15 protein-coding genes and 1 other annotated feature are annotated in these 17982 nt (G+C 34.1%); of the genes, 3 read left to right on the forward strand and 12 right to left on the reverse strand.

From position 1 onward, the window contains the following. Positions 1 to 167: 167 nt before the first annotated feature. The 3 genes from IGJ23_RS07955 to IGJ23_RS07965 are packed head-to-tail and all read right to left on the reverse strand — an operon-like array spanning position 168 to position 4079. On the reverse strand, positions 168 to 1685 hold the full coding sequence (locus IGJ23_RS07955; RefSeq protein ID WP_438774827.1) for a response regulator transcription factor: 1518 nt from the start codon (positions 1683 to 1685) through the stop codon (positions 168 to 170). After that, positions 1682 to 3403 carry a sensor histidine kinase gene (locus tag IGJ23_RS07960; protein ID WP_339087201.1) on the reverse strand — a complete coding sequence of 574 codons (1722 nt, stop codon included), beginning with the start codon at positions 3401 to 3403 and terminating at the stop codon, positions 1682 to 1684. Before IGJ23_RS07960 ends, IGJ23_RS07955 begins: the two co-directional genes overlap by 4 nt. Beyond that, positions 3396 to 4079, reverse strand: coding sequence for a hypothetical protein (locus IGJ23_RS07965; protein WP_438774828.1), 684 nt, complete (start codon positions 4077 to 4079; stop codon positions 3396 to 3398). The genes IGJ23_RS07960 and IGJ23_RS07965 overlap by 8 nt, the downstream gene beginning before the upstream one ends. 409 nt (positions 4080 to 4488) lie before the next feature. Between IGJ23_RS07965 and IGJ23_RS07970 the strand changes: the two genes are divergently transcribed. Next, positions 4489 to 5253 (forward strand): LytTR family transcriptional regulator DNA-binding domain-containing protein, encoded by a 765-nt coding sequence (locus IGJ23_RS07970; protein ID WP_438774829.1) that lies wholly within the window; start codon positions 4489 to 4491, stop codon positions 5251 to 5253. A gap of 58 nt (positions 5254 to 5311) precedes the next feature. Here IGJ23_RS07970 and IGJ23_RS07975 read toward each other — a convergent pair whose 3' ends face one another. From IGJ23_RS07975 to IGJ23_RS08000, 6 genes are all read right to left on the reverse strand, one after another. Next, a complete protein-coding gene (locus IGJ23_RS07975; RefSeq protein WP_438774830.1) occupies positions 5312 to 6574 on the reverse strand; it encodes a sensor histidine kinase in 1263 nt (420 codons plus the stop codon). A gap of 504 nt (positions 6575 to 7078) precedes the next feature. Further along, positions 7079 to 8836, reverse strand: a complete 1758-nt coding sequence (locus IGJ23_RS07980; RefSeq protein ID WP_438774831.1) for a hypothetical protein — start codon at positions 8834 to 8836, stop codon at positions 7079 to 7081. An 8-nt stretch (positions 8837 to 8844) separates the two neighbouring features. Continuing rightward, positions 8845 to 9885 (reverse strand): DUF916 and DUF3324 domain-containing protein, encoded by a 1041-nt coding sequence (locus IGJ23_RS07985; RefSeq protein WP_438774832.1) that lies wholly within the window; start codon positions 9883 to 9885, stop codon positions 8845 to 8847. Beyond that, on the reverse strand, positions 9882 to 10592 hold the full coding sequence (locus IGJ23_RS07990; RefSeq protein WP_438774833.1) for a WxL domain-containing protein: 711 nt from the start codon (positions 10590 to 10592) through the stop codon (positions 9882 to 9884). Before IGJ23_RS07990 ends, IGJ23_RS07985 begins: the two co-directional genes overlap by 4 nt. A 17-nt stretch (positions 10593 to 10609) precedes the next feature. Next, positions 10610 to 11278: a WxL domain-containing protein gene (locus tag IGJ23_RS07995; RefSeq protein WP_010718897.1), complete on the reverse strand. Its 669-nt coding sequence runs from the start codon at positions 11276 to 11278 to the stop codon at positions 10610 to 10612. Continuing rightward, positions 11244 to 11585, reverse strand: coding sequence for an LPXTG cell wall anchor domain-containing protein (locus IGJ23_RS08000; protein ID WP_010737766.1), 342 nt, complete (start codon positions 11583 to 11585; stop codon positions 11244 to 11246). The genes IGJ23_RS07995 and IGJ23_RS08000 overlap by 35 nt, the downstream gene beginning before the upstream one ends. A gap of 508 nt (positions 11586 to 12093) precedes the next feature. Further along, positions 12094 to 12331 (forward strand) — a binding site (T-box leader). Between the two features lie 133 nt (positions 12332 to 12464). Between IGJ23_RS08000 and brnQ the strand changes: the two genes are divergently transcribed. Beyond that, entirely contained in the window at positions 12465 to 13823 is a 1359-nt protein-coding gene (gene brnQ / locus IGJ23_RS08005) for a branched-chain amino acid transport system II carrier protein (protein WP_034698322.1), read from the forward strand. A 135-nt stretch (positions 13824 to 13958) separates the two neighbouring features. Here the strand turns inward: brnQ and IGJ23_RS08010 are convergent, their stop codons facing one another. After that, the gene (locus tag IGJ23_RS08010) at positions 13959 to 14234 is read right to left on the reverse strand and encodes a hypothetical protein (RefSeq protein ID WP_010737768.1); all 276 of its coding nucleotides are present in this window, start codon (positions 14232 to 14234) and stop codon (positions 13959 to 13961) included. A gap of 14 nt (positions 14235 to 14248) precedes the next feature. Beyond that, positions 14249 to 15466, reverse strand: a complete 1218-nt coding sequence (locus IGJ23_RS08015) for a radical SAM protein (protein ID WP_438774834.1) — start codon at positions 15464 to 15466, stop codon at positions 14249 to 14251. 788 nt (positions 15467 to 16254) lie between these two features. Here IGJ23_RS08015 and IGJ23_RS08020 point away from each other — a divergent pair. Next, a complete protein-coding gene (locus IGJ23_RS08020; RefSeq protein WP_010718891.1) occupies positions 16255 to 16710 on the forward strand; it encodes a helix-turn-helix domain-containing protein in 456 nt (151 codons plus the stop codon). A gap of 359 nt (positions 16711 to 17069) precedes the next feature. On the opposite strand, the gene IGJ23_RS08025 is transcribed toward IGJ23_RS08020, so the two are convergent. Next, positions 17070 to 17855 (reverse strand): glucose-1-dehydrogenase, encoded by a 786-nt coding sequence (locus tag IGJ23_RS08025; RefSeq protein WP_034698325.1) that lies wholly within the window; start codon positions 17853 to 17855, stop codon positions 17070 to 17072. Between the last annotated feature and the right edge of the window lie 127 nt (positions 17856 to 17982).

Below are 17982 nucleotides of genomic sequence, written 5' to 3' on the forward strand. Positions count from 1 at the left end.
GATTTTATAGATTTATTGGCAAAATTATAGACAATATTTTTTGTATGTAATAAAGACACAAAAAAGAAGAGTCTGAAATATCACTCTTCTCGAAAAATGATTCATGATTTCATTATTGGTTTTACTACGCCTTTCTTAGTCATAAAAAATGATAAAAGAATGATTTTTCATTTTAGGTTCAACGGCTCTCTTTCATTTTCGAACTTGCGTGCTTTATTGGGGGTTATTCCGTATTCTTTTTTATAATGACGATAAAATAAACTGATATCATCATATCCTAAGGCTTTTGCGATCACAGTAATTCTTTCCGTACTCTCTTTGATTCGCTGATTGGCTTCTCTCATACGAATTTTTTTATCATATTCACTAAAACTCATATTCAATTCTTTTAAAAAAAGCTGTCCAAGATAGGCTGGATTCATATGAAATCGCTCAGCTAATGATTTTAAAGAGTAGCGTTTCGTGAAATCCTGATTGACTAGATATAAGATTTGGTCAATCACTGGAGAATGACTTTTTGTGGTACAACTTATTTCAGTCAGTTTTGAACAGATCGTACCTATCTTTTTCTTAAAAACTGATTTGTCTGCTGTCTTTAATGCGTAGAGCAATGGTTGTAACTCTTGATAAGCTTGTTCTTGTTTTTCCAGAGTAGCAATCCCTTTGTGAAGTGCGATCAGCAAGTAATGACATACTAACGACTGAATCGGATGGTCTTTCCATTGATCAATATTGGCAATAGCTAATTGTTGGAATGCTTCAATCGATTGGTTTTCAAGATAAGCTAAACTTTTAAAATAAATTTTCTGCGTTAGTTGGTATTCGTTGATCAATGTAGTTTTAGGAAATAGATCAATGACTAATGGGTTTTCCAAGATATTTTTACTTTCCATAAATGGTTCAATACTTCGATAAGAATGCGTGATCTCAATTAATGAATGGCAGCCACTACCGATGACCGCAAATAAATCAAATGTCTCACATAAATATTGAATACTTAACCGATAATGTTGTTCTTCTTTAGGAGAAAAAAACAAAAGAAGTTTATTCGGTTCCAATAAAAGGCTATAAGGTTGGACGAATAATACCGATAACTGCTCAGAAACACGTTCAAAAAGTTTATCATTATAAAAAGCACCTTCTAGGTAAGTGATGGTATAATTTTGCCAATCCGTGATTGGTTCAAGGATGTCCTGCCATTTTGCTAATTCCGTTGACGAAATTTCTTGATGCAGCAATTTCCGCAACAAATTGACACGAAACACATCAATCTGTTGATTGTTCTTCAAATGCTGAAAGAGTTTTACTTCTTTTATTTCTCTTGTCAACTTCCCAAAAGTAGTGGCTAACTCAATAGGGTCGACTGGTTTTAAAAGATAATCACTGCTTCCAATGAGAATGGCTTGTTTCAGATAACTAAAATCATCATAACTACTGATAAAGATGATTTTTATTTGTTTTTGTACACAACGTGCCTTTTTAGCAAGTGCCAATCCATCAATATCAGGCATTCTGATATCTGTTAATAAAATATCAATAGCTACCTCATTTAGGATTTTCAATGCTTCAATACCGGAAGTTGTTTTAAATGTCGTGAAATTTTTTGTGTTACCGGTTGTTTTTTTTAGCAGTTTCTCAATTCCTTCTGTGATTAACGGTTCATCATCAACTAGTAAAACATTCACACGATCTCCCCTCCTCTTTTTTTAGGCATGGTGATTTGAAATTTCACATAATCTTCTTGCGTAGTAAATGTTACGCCATACTGATGTCCAAAGCGTTGTTTGATTCGATAATCTACCCCAAATAAGCCAGTAGGGGCAGTCATCTCCAGATCATGGCTGTTTTGAGCAAGTTGTTTTTGGATTCTTTGTTTTTCTACTTTTGGAATTGGCTTTCCGTTATTTACTACTTCAATGTACAACCGATCATCCTTTTCAAAACAATGGATCTCGATGAAGTTATCTTGGCGTTGCGAATCAATCCCGTGATGAATAAAATTTTCGATGATTGGTTGGAGCGTAAATTTCTCAATCAGCAAAGATTCAAGACTTGGATCACAAACGATATCATAAAATAGTGCATCTTCAAAACGTATTTCAAAAAGACTAAGATAAGCATCACAATATTCCAATTCTTCCGCTAAACAAATGACATCTTTCCCCTTGATCAATTTACGGTATAATGTTGCAGCATTTAAGAGCATTCCTGCCACTGCGTGATCTTCATTTAGTTCTGCTTTCATTCGAATTGCTTCTAACGTATTGTAAAGAAAGTGTGGATTGATCTGGGCCCGAATACTTTGGATCTGATAATCCTTTTGTTTAATCTTACTTTTATAAACTTGATGAATCTGGTCATTTAACTGATATGCTAATTCATCAATACTAGAAGAGATCAAAGAAATCGCATCATCACTTTTATAGTCGTCTGATTGAGCGAACTTTTCAGGGTCAAAATTCCCTGTTTTTACTTTGGTAATTTTTTGAGTTAGTTGAGAGAGTCTTCCCTCTATTTTTTGCAAATACTGAAATAGAAATGGGAAAAAACCTAAAAACACAAGGATGGCAAAAAAAGAGTAGACAGTATAGATCAAAGAATATTCTGTAAAAACATTGGCATACTTTGTCGTGGCTGTAACCACGTAATGTTCTGCTTGACGTTGGTCTAGAACATATTTTGGTTTTATCTCCGGTGGAATAGGGTTGTTTTTGTAGAAAACTTGAATATTGCCGTTGTTTCTTAACACTTGATAATGAATCTTTTCAAATAATGGAGAAATATCATAATAAAAATAGACATCTGCTGCGTAACTTAAATCTGTTTCTTTATGTAATTCTTTGTGAAATCCAATAAGATTTCTATTCTTATTTATCTTAAAAATTTGCTTTTTTGTTTTTTCGATATCGTTTGGGTCTGCCAAATGAAATTCATCCACTTTTTTCATCGTGGTTGTCTGATCTTTTTGGAAGACTACGCTACGTTTCGTCTGCGCATGATAAATAACTACAGTTGACAAATAATCATTCATTTTAAAGGACTGATTAACAAAATTTTGGGTTCCATTATACTTTGAACCGGCATGTTTCATGTAAGTAGTCGTTTTGTATTCGTAGTATTCTGCGAGTGATAAATTAGTAATTTGCCTCAAATCTTCTAAATCAGGTTGTTCCGCATACAAAAGCGCCAACATATTATCTGTTGCATTTTTCATCATCATAATTTCTGTATAAAAATTTAAGTTGATTTCCTTTAGATTTTCATCTCTTTTTTGATGGAAAGAAACTGTGATGAGATAAATAATAAAGAATAACACTAATAAACTAACACTCATCCACAACATGTAACGATAAAAAGCGTGTTTCAAAAGGTTATGTTTAATCCTCGTCATGCTTTTAGTCATTTCTTTGATCCAATCCCATAATACTCGCTATCCGAGTTTGTAAAAATGGTGCATAAAAAGTTAAAAACAAGTAGCAGTAGCCACTAAAACCGACAAAAAAGAAGATAGCTGGCGAGCGTGGAAACAATAAAAGAACAAATAACAGATAGGCAATCGTAAAAAGCTGTAATTGCCATTTCTGGAAAGATAAAATCATCGCATTCAACAACGTTTTTAAAAAGGTGTTTTGGAAAAGGATCGTTTCCATGATAGCAAAAGGAAGGATCAACATCCCGTAGACCGCTAAAATAGCATAAATAATGACAAATATAGAAAAAATTGGAGAAAGTTCAACCATAAAAAAGAGAAATCCTATTGAAGCAATCAAACTGATGAGCAAATAGACAGGTAAACTATCCCAAGAACATGCCTTAGCGATGCTCCGCCAAAAAAATCGGAGATTGCTTTCCTGTTTCTTAATAATAAACTGATACAGCGATTCAAATAGTGCGATCAATGAAATAGCAAACAGAATCATAAAGAGACCCATTAAGATTAGATATAAAGTAACTCCTTGATAAATCATCAAATAAAGGTAACTAAACAGCGGTAAATTTACAACAATAAAAAAAAGATTGTTTATGACTACATAAATGATCTGTGATGCTACATCATATATTTTTTCTTCCCTTGTCAATTGAATACCCTCCCTAACCAATGTACTATTTTACGTATCTACCTTAACATAAAAGCGTTTTCTTGTAACGGCTATTTCAATTAATTTTTCTCTTTTCTCATTCTTGCTTTTCTTCATATGACCAACTAATATAGGATGTTCTTTCTTTTTACGAACAAAACCGTACGCATTGGTTTAACTTTTAAAAAAGGTATCCCAGCTTTTGTCTGTAGACTATTTCCAGATGATTTTTAGACTTCTAAAATAACCGTTTTCTCTCTGACTCTTTCGTTCAAATTTTACTTCAACATCCATATTTCCTTTCAATTATTTAAATATTAAATAAAAAAAGTCTAATAATTTATTCTTTTATTCTCTTTATCCACACATTGATTCTTGCTATACTAAGAACGATTGAAAGTTGGAGGTGATGTGTGTGAAAGTGTACTATATTGAAGATAATGTATTCCATCAAGAAGAATTTCGTAAACAATATAATCGTAGTGCTAATTTAGCAGCAATTTCGTTAACCATCCCCTTGCCTTCTCAATTAGAAAAATTCTATGCTGACCTTGATTTTATGCCTATCCAAGACTCAGATATTTTTATTGTTGATATAGAATTGAACCGTTTTCATTCTGGGATTGATTTTAGCAAAAAAATTCGTCAAAGAAATCATTCTTGTTACATCCTGTTTTTGACGAATGACACAACTAAAGGAATGGAGATTATCAATCAAAATATTCGAGCAGATAAATACTATAGTAAAAAAGACATCACGGAAGCTGTAAATGGCTTGGAAGAATTATTGTTCAACCATTCGAATTTGCCACAAGGACAAAGTAAACTCATTAAAATCGAATCACTTTCTAAAATCTATTTAATCGACCCTAAAGAAGTCAATTACTTAAGTAAGATCACAGGTTCTCGTTCGACTATTGAATTTTTCTGTCAAACAGAATTTTTTTTGATTCATGGAAAAATTGAAGAACTAAAACAAACGTTTCAAAACTTTCATTTTTTCAATGATTTGAAGAGTTACTCCATCAATCCAGCTAATATCAAATTAGTAGATAAAAAGAACAATGAAATTGTGTTTAAAAACGATGATGCCTTGATCCTTAGCCGAAGAAGTATAAAAAAATTAGTGGATTTTATGGAACATCTGAAAAATGAAAATCATTTGGTTCATTAGTTCTATACGTACAACAAAAAGCCACTTGCCTATTCAGTAAATAGGCGAGTGGCTTTTTTTAATGGACTGTTTCTTTTTTCAAAGTTAAGATACAGTAAAAACGTTGCTCTTGTTTGTCATACTTTAAATTCAATGCAAGATTCTCATTCTCTTCTACGATTTTTTTGACACTGTATAACCCAATTCCCTTACTACTTTTCTGACTGGTTGTTCCTTTTTGAAACAATTCAGTTAGATTTTTTCCAGTGTTTTTGCTGGGATTACTAAATTCAAAATAAAAACAATCCCACAAATGTTCAACGATGATCGTGATTTCTTTTTTTTCTTTCGCCATCGTTTGATCATAATGAACAAAAGCATTTTCGATAATATTTGTAAATAAGCGAATCATGTCATAGGAATTCATTGAAAGCTTGGGTATGATATGATTGACTTGGATTTTATAAGGTATCCGAAGCTCTTCTGCCCGCTTAACAAATTTGACAAAGATTCCTTGCAACAGTGGATCATAAATTTTTTGTAACTTCATGTGTAAAGCATCATTGAGTTGCGTTTCAAAAAACTCTTTTTCTTCCCCTACGATGGCTTCTAATTCGTTATGAATTTGTTTATTCTGTACAAGATCTTCCATCACACCAACATAATTTTTATAATCATGACGAAATTCTTCTAGCTTTTGATAATATTCTTCATTTTTTTTCATGCTTTCTAAATAGATCTGATAGTATTCTTCCTTTTTTTCATTCAATAAAATCAAAAGCATAAGTAGTCCATAAAAGGAATTACTAGCAACTAAAATAAAAGAGGTTAAAAGGAAATCCAATGAATCCATCGAAAAAAGCAAATGATACCACAAAAGTGACATGAACATACATATAATCAAAAATGTCGAAAACAGACGATTTTTTTTATATGCGTATAGATAATTACTAATTCGAAACTTTTTATCTAATTCTTTCATTACAATTAGGATTGCCACTAAAAGCAAAATTTCTAGGATCGCATTCGCTAACAAGTCATAATTTTCTAAAAATCGTGGTACTTCAATTGTCAAGAAAACAGAAATACCGATAAAATTTACACAAAAAGTATTTAATAAAAAAACAATAAATAGATTTCTTGTTTCCTGAAAAATATATTTTCCATTATAAAAATAAAGTAAAACCAAAAATACTGGTGTCCATTCAATCAGCCATATATTAAGTAGCGTTAATCCCAAACGAATGAAGCAATCCATAAAAATCCTTTTTTTTGCAAATAAAATGAGACCTATCAGTGCAAAATTAAGATGAACCACTATAATATAAATAATCACTTCCATTAACCCATCCCCCTAAGCAAACCAGTTTATCATTTTCAAACATACCACTTTTTCATTAATTGGTGCCTCCCCTTTTGACAACCAATAACATTACTGTTATAAGATAACATGAATAATAAAAAATACTAGAAAAATCGCAAGCATATTTAGAATATTTGAAAAATTTAATTTTTATTTAACCACCTTAGAGCTTAACTGTAAAACTGAATCTCACGTTACCTTAACCTTCTCGATTAGATGGAAATCCAAGTTTCATTTATTCATCTTTTTTTAGTAGCATAGAACTATCCAAACTATTTCAATCAATGAACAGTCTTCTTTGTTCAGCATTTGCACCATCCTTAATAAAACAATACAAAAAAATAAGCCAAAGATAGCTTAAATACAAAAAGTATTTTTGGCTATCTTTGGCTTATTTTGCTAATTTCAATATTAAAAATCTGGATTTCAATCATTTGAATATCCCTGTTAACCAGCTCCACTATATTTTATCAATAAAAGGAACTAAGGGGCATTGACAATTGTCCATTCCACCTGTGATGAATATTCCCCAGCATATCCACCGGGTTGAACATTTAGATAAAAATAGTTTTCTGAATTTTGTAGAATGCTGTAATTCCGGACATCATTATTAGTTGTTACTTCAGTCATAGGAAGTGTGATCGGATGTTCTTTTTCGATGACTTGTGCCGTATCACCATTTTGATAAAAAAGAGTGGCTGGTAATACTTGTTTACCATCTTTAAACTCTTCAGTTTGTGATACATTAAGTTTCCAATTAATCGGTTTTCCAGTTGTATCTTCTACTAAAAGATTGGCTGCCTGTGTCAAATTTGTTTGAATCGTATGACTAGCAACGGGGATTGCCATGAAAGTCAGAAGATCTGGTACGTTTACAAATCTCACAACTCCCGCTTCTTTGATCACCTTAAATGTTTCAATATTTGATTGTTGTTGTTTTTCATTTTTAACATAAACTTCAAATTGATTTTCTCCTGCTGCTAAGTCTGCAAGTGTGAAATTCTTTGAAAAATCAACCATATTTCCAGGTTGTGTATTCGCAATCGAATCTGAATCATTCAGCTTTTTTTCAACACCATTTAACTTATAGTAAATATTGATCCACGAACCACTATCGGCTTTCCACTTGCCACTCAAGGTAAACCCTTGATCCCCCGGGTAAAGAACGAGCGTTTGATTAGCAAGATTATTTGCCAGTTCAATCGTAGGAGGTGAAGCAGGTTTGGTCATTCTTAAGACCGTTGAATCTTGTGCTGACTCACCATTACTTTTTTGAATCATCAAAGTCACATTATTCACTTCTGAAACTGATGGTAGCTGACTCAGGTCAACAGGTACACGAAATGTGCCATCACTCTTGAAGCAAGACAATAGTTCATCAGTGTTCATTATCATCCCATTGATTGTTAAGTAAGCTGTGAGATCGTCCAAAGGACCACTCCATTTACCTGTTAGCGTGATCTGCTCGGAATCTAATTCTAGATTTTTGCTCGTATCATCAAAAGATAAGGCTAACTTTTCTGATTGAAAGCTTGGCATTTCAGCAGATAAAAAATGAGTAAATCCAATATCTTTTTTCATACTATCCCAAACAGATGCACGCAAGACAAATTTATCCTTAGTGACTGCTTTTTCTGTGACTTTGGCACGATAGGTGATCGTCATTGAATCACCCGTTTTTTCCAATAATCGATAAACCGAGTAATTGTCACTATAAGGACCATCAGAGATACCGTCTGAAGCGAGCGGCAATATTTCTGTAATCCGCCCATCATAGGACTTGGAATCTCCAAATTCTGTATGTCCATAAAAGTTATAAGCCGTTATGATGTCATAGGCAACTTCCTTAGATGGAGCCATCAAATTTCCGTTACCTGTTACACCACCATGTTTATAAACAAGTTCGGGTTCTCCTATTAATTCCAACCCTTGCTCTTTATCAGGAAAAACCGTCACTAACGTTGATTGCTTATACTCTTCTTCAAGGTTTGTATCATCTTTTTTTTCTAAAACTGTTGTAACTGTTATCGTATCCCCAATCGCTGTATAATTTGGATTCCCATCTTTTACATAGGTGATTTTAGCATGGATATGTCCACCATAGATGTCAGCTTCTGATTGTCCATCAGGCCATGAATCCGCAACAACTGACTTAGTAGAGAAGGCTAGCTGAAAGAGACTGAACAAAGCAAAATAGGCGACTAGAAATACTAATTTTTTATTCACTTTTTGCTTTTTCATTTCCTTCCTCACCTACCTTTTTGTTGGAACAGTTTGTAACTTAAGAACACAATGATCCCTAATAGTAAGCCGCCTATCCCAATGATCATCGGCAGATAAGATACTTCTGCTTTTTCTTCTGTAATTGCTTCATCATTGATTTTTTTGGCATTTTCTGGTTTGATCGTAAATGTTTTTGCTAAATGCCATTTCTTTTGATTATTTTCTGTTGTCGCATCTACTGTTAACATATAAGTTCCCGGATCGATTTTCTTCTTGTTGACACTGATCGGAAAATCAAAGTTCGTATTGGGTGCGATCGACATATGATCTTTTTTTGCTGTATACAACACTTTTGATGAGCCTTTTTTAGTGATCGTCGCTTCCGTATGAACTTGACTGATGATCGTTGATGTAGGATTTTGTAAATGTGCAAAAATCGTTGCATACGAATTTTGTAACCCAGTTCTTACAGAAATCAATTTCAAATCTGGTGAGACAGGTTTACTGTTGTTCCTAAGCTCAACCCCAATAACATAAGCATACTTATTTCGAATCGCTGTTCCAGAAACTTTTTCACTTTGGTTCTCTTTTTTCGTTACATGGATACCTCCTAAAAGAATCCCGTCAAATGATTCTTTTGGCATTTTCAATTGAAAGTGCACGTCTTTTGCTTCTCCAGCTGGAATTGTTACTTCCTTTGCATCAGTGGTTAAGCAATCACTGACTTGGTATTTGGCAGAGGCATCCTTTTTAACTGTTCGTTGATTATAATCGATCACACCGTTTGTGTTGGTCGCTGCATTGTTGATCTCTATTTCAAAGACACTTTCTTTTTCTCCGACATTGGATAAATGAATGGATAGGTCGCGCGTTTCATTTGGTGCTTCAGTTAAATCAAAATAAGATACATCTTTATTTGTTTGTTCTTCAGGTATATTTGCACTTACACTATATGCAGATTCAGCTGAATCTGCATATGAGGTAAGCGAATTGACACCAAGGATTCCCCAAAATCCGATGATACCTGTGACTAAACAAATAAAACGATGATGACGTTTATTCATCATTGTGCATCAGTTGGACCTGCAGTAAGGGTCCAAGTAATCGTTGCGGTATACTCTTTTGCTTGAGCAGAACCAGCAGGAACAGTCAATTGAACATTTGTATTGTTTCCTTCTTCTCCTTCAAATACATCTAACCAAGTTCCCTGACCATTCAGACTTTTTGCCGTCATAACTGGTTGAGCTTCATGATTGTTAAAAGTGAAATCAAAAGCATCAGGTTTGCCGCTGATGTTATCAGAAGTCGTTCGAGTATCTCCATTCGCAAATGATAGGATTGCTCCTTTTAATTCAGTGCTGTCAGCTGCTGAAAATTTTGAAGCAGTCGCAGTTAGTGACCACCCACCAGATACTCCTCGTTTATCTGTGATTTGAACAAATGGTTTTGCATTTGCTGCGACATAGACTTTTTTATTTTGTGAAATTTCTTGTGTACCAAAACTGATATTGGACACATAGTCAATTGAAAGTGGTCCTTGATCGCCAGTTCCATGATTGTTAGGATCATCTGGATCTACTTCGTCTGGTTTGTCGATTAAATCATCTGGATTATCTGGATTCACTGGTTTGTTGGAATGGGTATCATTCCCTTCGAATGTGATCTTTGCTGTTGAAGTTGCTGAATCACTCATTTCTTCTGCATAGATGGTCATACTCATGGTATTAATGGCTAACACACTTAATAATGTAGTTGCTAGAATATTTTTTTTCATGTTTCTTCTCCTTTAGATTAAGCTGGTGCGTCTGTTAATGTCCAAACAAGTGTGGCAGAATAAGTTCCTGCCAAGTTACCAGAAGGTACTTTTAATGAAACAGCTTCTGCTGACATCTGATCTTCCCAAGTCCCTAGACCGGTTGTTGCGGCAGCAAACATAATATTTTGCGCATCTTTATTTACTGTTACCGTTGCCGTTTCAGCTGCCGGAGACTGATTCTCTGTCACCGTTTTTGCTGTCCCTGCTGGCAAGCTTAGTTCAGCCCCAGCTAACGCAACACCATTTTCAGTATAAAATCCTGCTTTTTCACTATCATAGCTAACTTGTAAGTTCCAACCTGCACCATTTCCTCGTAGATCAGATATTTGTGTTTCAACAAATTCATCTGAATTCCCAGCTGTATAGTTTTTTGTTTCACTAGCGATTTTTTGTGTACCGAAGTCAATATTTGAGATATAGTCAATACGTAAAGCACCGGTGTTTCCTGTTGGAATATACGTACCTGGTACATCTGGTGGATCAATTGGATCCGTTGGTTCATCCGTTTCATCTTGTTTCTCTAACCCAACTTTAGCGATACTTGTGCCATGAGTATCATCGGCTATTTCTGCATAAACGGTTGTTGCTTTCGCACTAATAACGAATGTGCTAAATAGTGCGATTGTTAAAACTACTTTTTTCATTTTTTTCCTTCTTTCCTTTTCTCAGTAAGAGGAAACCTCCTGCTGCTGTTACAATGAGTCCACCACAGATCATCAAAGAACTACTCTGCTGATCAATTGTTTTTGGGAGCTTTCTTTGCATCATTCTTTTTGTCTGCCCGTCTTTCTCTTTTGCCAGATCTTCTGATGATGCATTTGAAGGATTTGGTACAAAGCGGATCCCCGCTGTGCTTTGTACAGATTCAGCGTAGACAATCATTGTTCGCGTATATGCCTCAATGGTCAAAAAAATAAGGAACAAAAAGAAAACAATCGTCATCTTTCTCATCCACTTACCCTCACCTTTCTCTTTACAGCAAATGTAACAAAACCTCCTTTTTTTAATCTTCGCTCAATTGGGTAAATCCTATTTTACTTATATTCATTCTAAAAAAAGGCGTTTGAAACCGTTTAACCTTGCAATTTTTGCTTTTTTTGCCTTAAAAGATGAATCGAACGACTGACTGATAACAAATTGGTGTGATAGATCAAATTTCAAAATTGTTGTAGAGACAGTCAAATAAATACTTTGCTAACAATAGTTGGCTGTTTCTAACAATCTCAAAGAATATTCCACCACATTTTTCAAGCCATTAAATATTCGTTTCACTATTTATTATGTAGACACTTAACTACGCTTCTGTCCTTAACGAAGACTCTTACAGCAATAAAAATTGACCGTAATTAAGAAGAAAGAAAAAAATCAATGGTGAACGTTTCACTCAAATCTATTGACAGAAAATTCAATTTTTTACTTTTTTTGTCTTGACACTGTCCATCATTGCTTCTATAATGAACAAAAATCATTGATAGAGAGAGTAACGAATAATAAGCATTTTAGAGAGCGATTGGTTGGTGGAAAATCGTAGGTCTATTATTTGTGAAAGTAACTCTGGAGATGCACAAGTGACGTTAGAAGTTTGTGCCGGCGATCCCCGTTATCGGATAATGCGCTTCACTATTAGTGAGTCGCTAAGAGATTGTTTATTCATAAACAAAAAAAACGGTGGTACCGCAATGTCAATTGCCCGTTGGAATAATTATTCCAACGGGCTTTTTGTGTTTTTCACCAAAGAAAGGAAAAGATTTATGCAAATTTTTAGACAAAGACGAGTCAGACGTTTAGCTTCATTTCATTTATGTTAACTAAACGATTAAGGAGTTATTTATGATGGAAAAATTATCAACAAAGAAATTATTTTTATTAGCTTCACTCATTTTCGGAATGCTTTTTGGAGCAGGTAACCTTATTTTCCCTGCTCATTTAGGTCAACTTGCAGGTAGTCATTGGTTATCTGCTGGGATTGGTTTTTTGATCTCCTCTACTTTATTACCTTTAGCTGCACTGATTGCCTTAAGTAAAACACGCTCAAGCGGGTTGTACGATTTTGCTAAACCAGTGGCTGCGTGGTATGGTACCTTATTTCTTATTATGAACCATATGGCCTTAGGACCTTTATTCGCCACTCCCAGAACTGCTGCATTAGGATATCAATTTAGTTTAGGAATGATTTTACCAGAAAAGTATACAACGATTGGCTTATTTATCTTTTCGGTTATTTTCTTTGGCTTAGCCTATTATTTATCAACTCGTGAATCAAATTTATTAAAAATCATTGGAAAATATTTAAACCCATTATTCTTAATTTTACTATTCGCTGTGTTTATCGTCGCTTTGATTCTTCCCTTAGGTCCATTGGATGCCAAGCCTGTACTGGATTACCAACAAGCAGCAACTACCAACGGCTTTATCGAAGGATATAATACAATGGACGCATTAGCCTCATTAGCTTTTGGAATTACGATCATTCGTGCGCTTCAAGGAATGGGGATTCATGATGAAGACCAGATTGCTAAAAATACTGTAAAATCTGGTCTATTAACGATGGTTTTATGTGGTGGTATCTATTTGGGGATTATTGCATTAGGTACGATGTCTTTAAATCGCTTTGGTATCTCCGAAAACGGAGGGATTGCATTAACTCAAATCGTTCAATCCTATTTTGGTAAAGTGGGATTGATTTTTATGGCCTTGATGACGCTATTAGCAGTTTTCACTTCTGCGATGGGATTGATTGCCTCATTTGCCCAAGATTTCTCTGTCCGCTTCCCTAAGATCGGCTATAAAGGATGGCTTCGAATCACTACATTACTTTCTTTTATTACCGCAAACTTTGGACTTGACACCATTATTGCTTGGACCATGCCATTTTTAATGATTCTTTATCCTCTTTCCATGGCAATGATCATCCCAGCACTTTGCTCTGCCTTTTTCCAAAATCGCAGAATCGTTTATCAATTGACGACAATCTTTACAGCCATACCTGCTTTATTTGATGGTATCAAAGCATTACCTATTCAAAATCATTTGACAACAAATTTAACCAATTGGTATGTTCATACGATTCCATTTGCTTCCAGTGGTGTTGGTTTTATCCTGCCAGCAATCAGTGGCTTTATCATAGGCGTACTGTATTGTTTAATTTTTAAACAAAGAACTGAGTTAGACCCTTCTCTATCTAATTGAGTCTTGTAACGGACAAAGAGAAGTTTTACCGAAATATGACGCTTCATTTGATAATTTGAGTGAAGCCAGAAGAAAGAAGCAAAAAAGAACAATGTTGATTATCTTTTGATAAACGCATTGTTCTTTTGCTAGTTTTCATTGATTGACCTGATCTTGTAAGAGAATTTGATTGTTGATCAGATCTGAGATAAACTCTGTGATATATTTTTCTTTTTCTTCATTAGAATAGTCACCAGAATCAGCAAATCGTATTAATACTTTTTCTTTTACATGACTAAGTGCTACATTTGTTTTTAATAATTCAAATATATAGATCGATACTTCATTATCTAAAAGATAGATTTCATCATTCAAGGAAAGATAGAGGTCATTCCCTAATTTCTCATAGGCCAATTCGCCGTTCAGTCTCACCTAATCACGCTCCTTCAGGTCATTTCTGTCTGTTTCCAGATACGATACATTTGATTTTTTATTAACTCTTGCAATAATTGACATTCAGAGCGATCCACTCCATGAATATCATTGGTATGATAATAATGTTGCGCACGACAACCACCACCGCATAAATAGCGAAAAGAACAAGTTTGACAACCAGATAAATGATGGATATTTTGAGATTTAAGCAATTCTATCTCTTTATGGTTATAAATATCAGCTAATTTGTTTTTTCTGATATTACCTAATTTATAGTCATCTGTCTCCAATAATTTACATGCAAAAATATCCCCAACTGGATTGATAACGAACTCTCCCAAACCCAAACCACAAGATTCTTTAATTGTAAATGGCTTTAAAAATGCAGATCGTTGAGCACTTTTTTTTTTGCACTCGATTTCTTTTCTTTCTTCAAAAGATAATGAAATATCTGCCATACTACCTCTTCCTAATTCGCTAAATCCACCTAATTTATAGGAGATTCCATTCTCTTTAAAAAACTCAATCGTTTGATCAACTGATTTTAAGTTATAGTTGGTAACGGTTGCATTAACGTAAATATTATGGAAACCGATATCTAAAAGATTACGGATACCTCTCATTGCTATTTCATAACAACCTCTACCACGGTTCTTGTCATTTTCTTCTTTATCAATCGAATCCAAGCTGATGGTCATTGATTCGCATCGATCTGCCAAGAATTGTGCATTCCTTTTTTTTCCAATCAAGGTTCCATTAGTGATCAAACCAACCGATAAGCCTAGTTGATAAGCATAATCGATATATTTTAAAGAATCATGATTCAGTCCTATTTCTCCACCAGTAAAAATGACTTTTTTTACACCACAGTCTTTTAATTGATCTAATAGTTGGAACCATTCAATTAAAGACAATTGATCCGGATAGTTCTTGGTCATATCTGCTTCTGCGTAACAATACACACATTTTAAATTACATTGATGTGTCAACGCCAAATAAGCGGTTTCAGGAATGGTGACTTCATTTTTTTTTACTTTTAATGGCTCGTCTAATAGAAGCTGAAAGATTTTTAGTTTTTTTTGCGTAGACTCGGATAATGCTGAATACTTTCGTAGCTTCACCAACTCTAACTCTTCTTTAGAAATCACTAGCCAGCTGCTTCTTAGAACATTATGGAGAATCATTTCATCAAGAAAAGGATACGCGTATAAATTTTCCTTGATTTTCATAGATCACTCACCTCTTTTATTAGCATCACAAACGAATAATAACATTTTGACTATATTAAATAGGAAAATAAAGTCGCCTTTTTAACAGGGGAGTTTTGTAGGGCAACTTTATTTTCCAATTAAAAATGGACATCGGAAGACTAGATTAAGAACCGTTACCAATCAATAACCCACAAGAACATGGGGACAAAACATTGCCAGAGATTTTTTTTAGTACAGGTTTCGTAAACATAACAAGTCTCCTTTCTGAACTTTTAGGAAAAAGCACGATAATATTCATTTTTTTTCCTAAATATAGTATAAACTTTGAATGAAAATATTGTCAATGACGGTTCGAGAGAAAAATTATTAAAACCTTAGTTATAAAATAAAAAAAATTAAACAATTTATGCGTTTCTTTTATATAACGCTAAAATTTCTAAGACATGTTGATTTGTTCTTCTGACTTATTTGATTGGATTCATTACTATCTATAAGTAAATTTGTTTTTATTTTATTTCATCACCTCAAATTTCCATAGTGATCATAAATTTTTATTAAGTTATTTTAAATAACGATTTTTTAAGTTTAAATTTGAAAAACACTGCTTTATCTGTTTATTTTATTCTAAACATAACGATTATTTAACGAACAAATCTATTTTTTTTATAAGAATTTTAGTATAATTACAATCTATAAAGTATATTTAATTCCTCATCAATCTGAAACTAACTTTTGGGTCATAAGGACTTTATTTTAATTCGATACCACGGTGTTTAAATAGTGGTTTAATTTTTAGGAGGGATATATTGAAAGGTTATTATTCAGTACAAGAATTAGCCGACCAACTTGGTGTGACAACTCGTTCAATTCGAAACTATCTGCACGAAGGAAAATTAAAGGGAACAAAAGTTGGAGGAAAATGGAAGTTTTCTGAACAAAATTTGTTTGATTTCCTTTACGGTGACAAGGAAAATCTAATGATCCAAAAAGATTATCAAGTGACGCTTGATGTCCCTGTCACATTAAAATTATCTCTTGTAACAGATGATTTTCACGAAATGGATGCCTTTAAAGAGCAACTTTTTAACTATCATTCAGAGGTTTATGCTAATAAAAATGATCGATTGATCCAATACACGCATTTCAAAGAAAATGAATATGATATCTTAATTGGTGGTAACTTTAATTATGTCACTAATTTCGGGTCATGGATCTATGAACAACTACAAAAACAAACATCCATTTCACTAAAAAAGAATTAGTTTTTTATTTTGAAAGAGAGACTGTGAAAGAAACGATCTGCTCTGATGACAATAAGCCTGAATTTTTTGAAACAGCTTCCCATGTTTCAAAAAATTCAGGCTTATTTCAAGAACTGGATGCATAAGCACCGTGCATAAGAGATTGCGAAAAGAGCGTTTGACCTGATTACTCGCCAAGTAAAAACTACGACGAGTAATCGTTGGAGCAAACAAGATAAAAATCTCGAAACAGCTCCCCCTGTTTTGTGGATTTTTGTCTTATTGCCGAAGGTCAGCTCTTTGAATGTCGTTTACTGTTTTTTTAGATTCTAAATTTATTTTTTTCCTATTTCTTGTTTCTATAATAATGGTAAGTAGCTTTAACCCTTACCACCTTGAAAGGATGGATATAGTTTCATGCCACCATCTACAAATAAAGTAATTCCTGTCACATAACTGGATTCATTAGAAGCGAGCCAAGCAGCAGCAGCGGCGACTTCCTCGGGTTTACCCACTCGTTCCATTGGTATCATGCTTTCTAGAATTTCTTTTTCTTTTGGATCTTCAAATTTTTCTGCATTAATCGGAGTTTTGATCGCCCCTGGTCCAATACTGTTGATTCGAATATTTTCTGGTGCATACTCCATGGCTACTGTTTCTGTAAACAGCTTGACACCGCCTTTTGATGCTGCGTAATGAGCAAATGTCGGCCAAGGGATTTGTTCGTGAACGGAGGACATATTGATAATATTACCTTTGATCTGATGAGTTTTAAAATAATTCAACGCTGTTTTTGTCCCTAAAAATACGCCTGTTAGGTTCACCTTTAACACTTTCTCCCAATCTTCTAATTCCAGCTCATGGGTTGGTTTTTGCGTTTCCATACCAGCATTATTGACCCAGATATCTAAACTTCCGAACGTTTCGATTGCTGCTTTGAGCAGACGATCCATCCCTTCTTCTGTACTGACATCCGCTTCGACAGCTACTGCTTTGCCACCATTTTTTTCGATCTCGGCTACTGCTTCTTGTGCCCCTTCTTCATCCGAATGATAGTTGACAACCACACACATTTTTTCTTTACCAAAGCGTTCACAGATTGCTTTACCGATCCCTTTTGATCCTCCAGTTACTACTGCCACCTTATTTGTTAGATCTTTATACATATACTTTCCACCCTTCTTTTTCACCTACTGCATACTTCCTATATCAAGTGTACAATAGCACCCTGTCTTTTAGGCAAACGATACGCTTATTCGATCGATTTACTTTTTTCTATAATAAAAGAGTCAG

The organism is Enterococcus sp. DIV1682a (assembly GCF_051711005.1).
Lineage (GTDB): Bacteria > Bacillota > Bacilli > Lactobacillales > Enterococcaceae > Enterococcus_B > Enterococcus_B hirae.

Bases quoted from the DNA above. Each gene is read 5' to 3' on its own strand.
- IGJ23_RS07960 (WP_339087201.1), bottom strand. From the start codon at position 3,403: ATGACTAAAAGCATGACGAGGATTAAACATAACCTTTTGAAACACGCT.
- IGJ23_RS07970 (WP_438774829.1), top strand. From the start codon at position 4,489: ATGTGTGTGAAAGTGTACTATATTGAAGATAATGTATTCCATCAAGAA.
- IGJ23_RS07975 (WP_438774830.1), bottom strand. From the start codon at position 6,574: ATGGAAGTGATTATTTATATTATAGTGGTTCATCTTAATTTTGCACTG.
- IGJ23_RS07980 (WP_438774831.1), bottom strand. From the start codon at position 8,836: ATGAAAAAGCAAAAAGTGAATAAAAAATTAGTATTTCTAGTCGCCTAT.
- IGJ23_RS07985 (WP_438774832.1), bottom strand. From the start codon at position 9,885: ATGATGAATAAACGTCATCATCGTTTTATTTGTTTAGTCACAGGTATC.
- IGJ23_RS07990 (WP_438774833.1), bottom strand. From the start codon at position 10,592: ATGAAAAAAAATATTCTAGCAACTACATTATTAAGTGTGTTAGCCATT.
- IGJ23_RS07995 (WP_010718897.1), bottom strand. From the start codon at position 11,278: ATGAAAAAAGTAGTTTTAACAATCGCACTATTTAGCACATTCGTTATT.
- IGJ23_RS08000 (WP_010737766.1), bottom strand. From the start codon at position 11,585: ATGAGAAAGATGACGATTGTTTTCTTTTTGTTCCTTATTTTTTTGACC.
- brnQ (WP_034698322.1), top strand. From the start codon at position 12,465: ATGATGGAAAAATTATCAACAAAGAAATTATTTTTATTAGCTTCACTC.
- IGJ23_RS08015 (WP_438774834.1), bottom strand. From the start codon at position 15,466: ATGAAAATCAAGGAAAATTTATACGCGTATCCTTTTCTTGATGAAATG.
- IGJ23_RS08025 (WP_034698325.1), bottom strand. From the start codon at position 17,855: ATGTATAAAGATCTAACAAATAAGGTGGCAGTAGTAACTGGAGGATCA.